The sequence below is a fragment of the Alistipes sp. An54 genome, from assembly GCF_002159375.1.
Classification (GTDB): domain Bacteria; phylum Bacteroidota; class Bacteroidia; order Bacteroidales; family Rikenellaceae; genus Alistipes; species Alistipes megaguti.
On sequence record NZ_NFIA01000028.1, the window covers coordinates 1 to 6,542 of the forward strand.

At 52.4% G+C, this 6,542-nt stretch carries 6 protein-coding genes; 4 read left to right on the top strand and 2 right to left on the bottom strand.

Going from position 1 to position 6,542, the window contains the following annotated elements:
- Positions 1-109 precede the first annotated feature (109 nt).
- The 3 genes from B5G09_RS13680 (at position 110) to B5G09_RS13690 (ending at position 4,199) form a co-directional block, all read left to right on the top strand.
- Positions 110-1,468, top strand: coding sequence for a DUF1735 and LamG domain-containing protein (locus B5G09_RS13680; protein WP_087405612.1), 1,359 nt, complete (start codon positions 110-112; stop codon positions 1,466-1,468).
- A gap of 2 nt (positions 1,469-1,470) precedes the next feature.
- Positions 1,471-3,075 (top strand): DUF1735 domain-containing protein, encoded by a 1,605-nt coding sequence (locus B5G09_RS13685; protein ID WP_087405613.1) that lies wholly within the window; start codon positions 1,471-1,473, stop codon positions 3,073-3,075.
- Positions 3,076-3,167: 92 nt separating this feature from the next.
- Entirely contained in the window at positions 3,168-4,199 is a 1,032-nt protein-coding gene (locus B5G09_RS13690; RefSeq protein ID WP_164496863.1) for a glycosyl hydrolase family 18 protein, read from the top strand.
- A 947-nt stretch (positions 4,200-5,146) separates the two neighbouring features.
- Here B5G09_RS13690 and B5G09_RS13700 read toward each other — a convergent pair.
- Together B5G09_RS13700 and B5G09_RS13705 are read right to left on the bottom strand one after the other, a co-directional pair.
- Complete coding sequence (locus tag B5G09_RS13700) at positions 5,147-5,374, bottom strand: hypothetical protein (RefSeq protein ID WP_087405614.1); 228 nt, start codon at positions 5,372-5,374, stop codon at positions 5,147-5,149.
- A gap of 117 nt (positions 5,375-5,491) precedes the next feature.
- Positions 5,492-5,743 (bottom strand): tyrosine-type recombinase/integrase, encoded by a 252-nt coding sequence (locus tag B5G09_RS13705; protein WP_087405615.1) that lies wholly within the window; start codon positions 5,741-5,743, stop codon positions 5,492-5,494.
- A 212-nt stretch (positions 5,744-5,955) separates the two neighbouring features.
- On the opposite strand from B5G09_RS13705, the gene B5G09_RS13710 reads away from it, so the two are divergent.
- A partial coding sequence (locus B5G09_RS13710) for a phage integrase SAM-like domain-containing protein (RefSeq protein ID WP_206384460.1) occupies positions 5,956-6,542 on the top strand: 587 nt, incomplete at its 3' end.

Below are 6,542 nucleotides of genomic sequence, written 5' to 3' on the forward strand. Positions count from 1 at the left end.
GCGGGCTTTGCAGCCTACAACATCGCCGGAGACTACTACCACGCCGACCGGAACTACAGCACGATCCGCAAGGCCATCCAGACGTTGAACCCTTCCAAATAAGAGAGCCATGAAACGATACTTCATAACGCTTTTTGTGCTGCTCGGGGCGCTGACGGCCTGCGAGCGGTATGATGCCGACGACCACAAGTTCGACAACGTGGTCTACCTCAATGTCTCGCAGACGAGCCCCGTGCAGCTGGCCACGTTCAGCAACAACCGCGCGACGTACGACTGCACGCTGCAGGCGGCGCTGACCTATCCGGCGGGGCAGGACGTGCAGGTCTCGCTCGCGGTCGACCCGTCGCTTGTGGCGGACTACAACGCCCGCTACGGCACCGCATGGCCGATGCTCGACGCAAAATACTACACACTTTCGACCGAAACCGCGACCATCCCCGCGGGGCGCACGACCTCCGAAGCCATCACCCTGCAACTCCACGAGCTCATGGGCGAGGGCGAGGAGCAGACCGGGGCCCTTCCGATCGACGCGACGTATTTGGTTCCGGTGCGCATCAGCGGCGCCTCGATTGACGTATTGGGCGGCTCAGACGTGGCCTGGTACGTGGTAAAACGCTCCTCGGCCATTACCGTGGCGGCACAGCTCGGCGAGGGCAACTGGATCAACTTCCCGACCTTGGACAAGTACGGCGCCAACAGCAGCGCGTGGAACGGCCTCACGGCCATGACCTACGAGGCGCTGATCTACATCGATGAGTTTGCCACGCAGGATTCGGAGAACATGCCGGTGAGCATCTCTTCGGTGATGGGTGTCGAGCAGTACCTGCTGCTGCGCATCGGCGATACGAACTTCGAACGTCAGCAGCTGCAGTTCGACGGCTCGGGCAACGGCTCTCAGTTCGGCAAGTTCCCGGGCAAGGACGCCTCGAAGAACCTCGAAGCGGGACGGTGGTACCATGTGGCCTGCACCTACGACCAGACGGCCCGAACCGTGCGCGTCTATGTCGACGGCAAGATCCAGAGCGAGGAGACCGGCGTCGGTATCTCGTCACCGAGCAAGAAGAATCAGATCAATCTGGCCATGCGGGCCTTGTATGACTTGTGGAACTCTGCTTCGGAGACTGATAAACCGCAATATGAGACCGACGATACGGGCTACAACAAGTTGAGTGATGCCTACCAGTTCTTTATCGGCAAGTCCTACGACGAGAAACGCCCGTTGAACGGCAAGATCGCCGAGGCGCGCGTCTGGTCCGTGGCGCGGACTCCCGAGCAGATCTGGGAGAACATGTACGACATCGAGAACCCGGCCGACGACCCGACACTGCTGGGCTACTGGAAGTTCAATGAGGGTGCGGGCAATACCGTCAAGGACTACTCGATGTACGGCAACGACGGTGTGGCCGAAACGGACATCGTATGGCCTTCGGGCATCGAAATTCCGAAAATCAACGAAACAAACGAATAATTATGAAAACGAGGAATATTTTGAAACAAGGGTTGGTGACGCTCCTTTGCACGGCGGTATTTGCAGGCTTTTCAGCCTGCAGTACCGATCCTGTGGAGCAGTCGGGAGGCAAGCTGCCCGACAAGGAGGCTATCGAATCGACCTACGGCATGTTGCGGAGCAATGCTTCGACCGGTAATACGGTGGAGATGCTTTTGACGGCCGGTACGGGATTTGTGACCCGCGATTTCTACTACCAGCAGACCAAACCGTCCTCGACGGAAACGACGCTGACTCTGCGTATCGACGAGTCGCTCGTCGAAGGGTTCAATGCGGCAAACGGCGTGGAATGCCAGTTGTTGCCAACAGCAAACTGCGAATTTCCCGACGGTCAAACGCTGGAGCTTGCGGCAGACGGTCAGCGAACGACCTCCAAACGGGTTCGGATTTCGGTTGAAGGTCTGACTGCCGGAGAGTATTTGCTTCCGGTAACGGTGGCGGCCGAAGGCTCGGCAGATGACAGCCAGACGCTCTATTATACGCTGACCGTTCGCGACCCTCAGCCGGGAGACTATGAACTGCACGACGGTTCGGACCTCTTCTTCGTATTCTACATCAATACTGATCAGTATCAGCCGTTGTTGGTGCAGGATTATCTTTTGGAGAAAAAAATTGCGCGAGGGTCGACGGTTGCATGGTATGGCACAGTAGGAAACATCATCAATCTGCGTACGGTATCCATAAAATACGATGAAACATCTGGGCGAGCCATGTTGGATTTAGGAAGCGACATGACATACGTTTTGGGACGTGCTTCAAAATATATTTGGCCGTTGCAGGAAGCTGGTCGCAAGGTCTGCATCAGTCTCGAAGGAGGCGGAACCGGTCTTGGGTTCTGCAATATGACTGATGTGCAGATTGCCGATTTCGTGGCACAGGTTAAGGCCGTAGTTGAAACCTACAATCTGGACGGTATTAACCTATGGGACCGCAATGCCGGGTACGGCAAGGAGGGTATGCCCGAAACGAATACGACTTCCTATCCGAAACTCGTCAAGGCGATGCGCGAAGCGCTCGGCCCCGACAAGTTGCTGACGCTGACTGTCTATGAGGAACCGACCGCGACCTTCTGGGATACCGAAGCAACCGGTGGAATCACCGTTGGCGACTATCTCGACTACGCCTGGTCGGGATACAACAGCAATACGGAGGCGATACAATTGCTCGACCCGTGGCATCCCAATGAATCGTATGTGTCTGCCTATACACAAAAACCGATTGCGGGGTTGGATGCTTCGAAATTCGGATGTGTCAATTTCCCAATTTATCCTCAAGCAAAAACAGATGAAGAAGTTTTAATGAGCGACCCCGCTTTTTTGATTGATTGGATTGTGAATGAACAACAGCCTAATAATATTATTGTTTTCGATGATTTGAGAACCAGTCTGCAGGATAATTATGAAACTGCATGGGATGGGACATTTGCAAGTTGTTGCATGTGCATGGATGACGAAAATCAATTTATTTTGGGTTCAAGAAAGGGGTACACATACCGTTTCGATAATCATGAGTTGACCGCGTTGCCTACGGGATTAAGTGGATACGGCAAGTGGCTGAAAGATTGGTAATTGAATTTTCGGACAACAGAAATAGTTTTCTCAATTCTCTCACTGCTTCCCGGAGGGGAGCAACACAAAATTAACCTAAAAACTTAAGCGTTATGAAAAAGACTTTGAAACTTATGGCTGCTCTGTTTGTCGGAGCAATGTTTATGGGTGCTTGCCAGCAGGCAGAGGAACCTGCTATGGAGCCGGAACAGAATGATGCTGTCATAACCCGTGCCTATGGAGACAAGACACCGAAGGTTACTATTTACGTTGAGACCAACGATGTGAATCCGCTCAACGCAGGAGACTATGTTCTTCCCAATGGGGAACCCTATGCGGATATTGTCGAACTGTTTGCCGCGAACATTCACAAGCGTACCGTGAATGGCGTGACGGAGCCGGTACTCTATCTGAACGACAAGATGACCAACCTGATGGAGAACGATGGATATCTGACCTACATCAAACCGTTGCAGGATAAAGGAATCAAGGTGATTCTGACCATCCTCGGCGACCATCAGGGCATCGGTTTCACCAACCTGAACGACACGCAGGCCACGCAGTTCGCCAAGATTCTGGCCCACGCCGTGGAGAAATACGGACTGGACGGTATTGGGTTCGACGATGAATATTCGAAAGTTACATCCACGGTCCAGGGTTCTTACGGCAATCTTATCAAGAAACTGCACGCTGAAATGCCGGCGGACAAACTGATTACTGTATTTCAGTTTGGAAATGTGGGGTCGTCGCAGATTGGCGCTGATGCCGGAGCTCTGATCGACTATGTCTATTCGGATTTCGCATATTATAATACATATATTGGAGTATCTGGAGTCGGTAAAGCTCAATTTGCACCCGAGTCAATAAATTTAGGTTATGGTTATTCAACTATTGCCATCTCTAATTATGGTGATAATGCGTATAGTGTTGCCGAAAATGGCTATGGCGCAATCATGCACTTCAATCTGCGGAGAACTTCCGATAGAAATCAGACTCAGTTGTTCAGCTCGATTGCCGATGGCGCATGGGGCGAACTGTCCGTTTCCGTTGCCAGCACGCCTTCCAATGCCGGAGACCGTCCGCAGGACTGGACGTTCGTAACGGGTGGACATGATATCACCATGGATGACGTAAATGCCCAGTAACTCCTCATTGAGGAAATCTGTTTCTCTTGTCCGAAATCGGGAAATCAAGTGATTCGGCGCGGGTATTCTTCCTTGTGGAGAGTACCCGTTTTTGTATCAAAAAGAAAAGTTGTCAGCTTCTGTTGTCCAAAATCGGGAAATTGTATCGGCTAATGGGTTTTGCTGACAACTTTTCTTATGGTGAAAGAACGTTTTTAGGCCCATATTGTATTCCTAAGAGGGCGGCACCTTCAGATCATTGCGCAATGTAAGCGTAATTTATTCATTGTTAACTATAACCTGTAGGTGCCGCCAACGGCCTGTTGCTGTCAAACAGGTCGTTTTTCTTTGCGCTATTTTTTATGATAAGGTATCTATAAAAAAGAGGCGCGGTGTCAACCTCCTACCGTAGGCATTGGGATACCCGTAATCAGTCGATTGTCCTGCGCCCTTGTCGTTCTGCCCGCAAAAGCAGGCAGAACATAACAAGGACTGACAACTTCTATACCTGATTACTGCAAAGTTCCCAATTTTACGGTAGGTACAAAGGTTGTTTCCTTTAATATGTTTCAATTAAACCGAATCTTCTTCTGTGCAAAGATAACATTTATTTTCATATTCCTTTTTTGCAAAGATACAAAATTTTCGGATTTCCCCTTTATAGGGGAACTAAAAAGATTGCATACCCAGGAGTTTCTGGCTCACAATACGCATTTGAAAATTTGGGATTATGAAAGTATGCAGAAATCTCCGTCTCTGGAGTCCATTGCTCGTTTCTGCACCTTCTACGCCTTGTCTCTCAGTGATTTTTTTGCTCCAATAACTTTCCCGCAAGATTCCAAGTGACAATATATTCAAAAAAGTTTCGTGGCGATTTGGCTGTAAGTAAATAATCGCTACCTTTGTCGCATTCGGTTAGTATAAATTCTTGCCCGGATACGCGAGACTTTGGTTCAACTGCTGGAGAACTACAACGATTCTACCTCGCTGCAGTACCTGTTGATCCGCTCGTCGCGGTAGGTCTGCAGCGACCGTTTCGAGACGCGCAGCATGCCGCATACCTCCTCCTGGGTCAGCCAGCCTCCGGGTTTGCGGGGCATGGTCTTCGTGGCCAGATGGGTTGTCCGGATCTGAATCCGGTTGACGATCGCCTTCAACTCCTCGAAGGCGGCCGCCTCAATCAGTTTGCATTCCATGGTACACCTTTTTTAGTTCGCAAGGGCTCCGCTTCCCGGAACCCGCCCGCAAAATAGGGCGGAATTCCGGAAAAGGTGCCGGGAGTCCTTTGCAGACCTTACATGTTCGCCATCGGGCTACAACGCCATGTTTTCGGCGACGACCTCCATGTCGCGCATGATCGACGAGTCGAGGACCTTTGCATAGCGGCGCGTCATGTTGACGTTGGCATGGCCGAGCATCTTGGCAACGTTGTCGATCGTGGCGCCGCTGGCCAGCGTCAGGGTTGCAAACGTGTGGCGCGCGCAATGTGAAAAACATGCCGGAACGGCATTTTGCAGATAGCGGCAACAGAAACGTAAATGGTTTGGAATGAGATGATTTTCCATTTTCGAGGAAGCGGTTAGCCGCACATTGTAGCGAGACAACCGTTACCAGACCGTTACCCGTATCGTTACCACGGCGTCCACAGGTAACCGGCAGTGATTGACAGACCTCCGCACGGCGTTTTATTCTCTGAATCACCGGATTTTGCATAACGACGAACGCTTTGAACCACGGTATCTTTGCCCAGAGCAGGGAACCCTAAAAACCAGTCGTTATGAAAGAAGTCAGTTGCAAGGTTTTGCTCTACCTGAAAAGGAGCTCCCTGACCGCTTCGGGTCAGGCCCCGATCATGTGCCGCGTGACGGTCGGCCGATCAATGGTGCAGTTCAGCAGCAAGCTCACCTGTACCCCCGCGTTGTGGAATGTCCGCGAGCGGCGCCTCAGCGGCAAGAGCCGCGAAGCCGTGGAGACCAATGCGCGGATCGAGAAGCTGCTGCTGGGAATCCATGAGGCCGTCAAGAGTCTCTCGACCCGCCCGGGCGGCTTCGATGCCGAGGCGGTCAAATGCCAGTATCAGGGCAGCCTGGAGACCCGCATGACCCTCCTCCGCCTGCTGGACCGCTACATCGAAGGACTCCGCAGCCGGGTGGGTATCGACTGCGCCCGGACCACGCTGAGCACCTACGTCTATACGCGACGCTCGCTCGAAGCCTTTATCCGCCGGCGGTTCGGATTCCCGGACCTTGCCTTCGGACAACTGAACGAACAGTTCATCCGCGAGTATCAGGATTTCACGCAGACCGAGCAGGGCTATGCCCTGCAGACGGTGCGCCACTACCTGGCCGTGGTGAAGAAGATCTG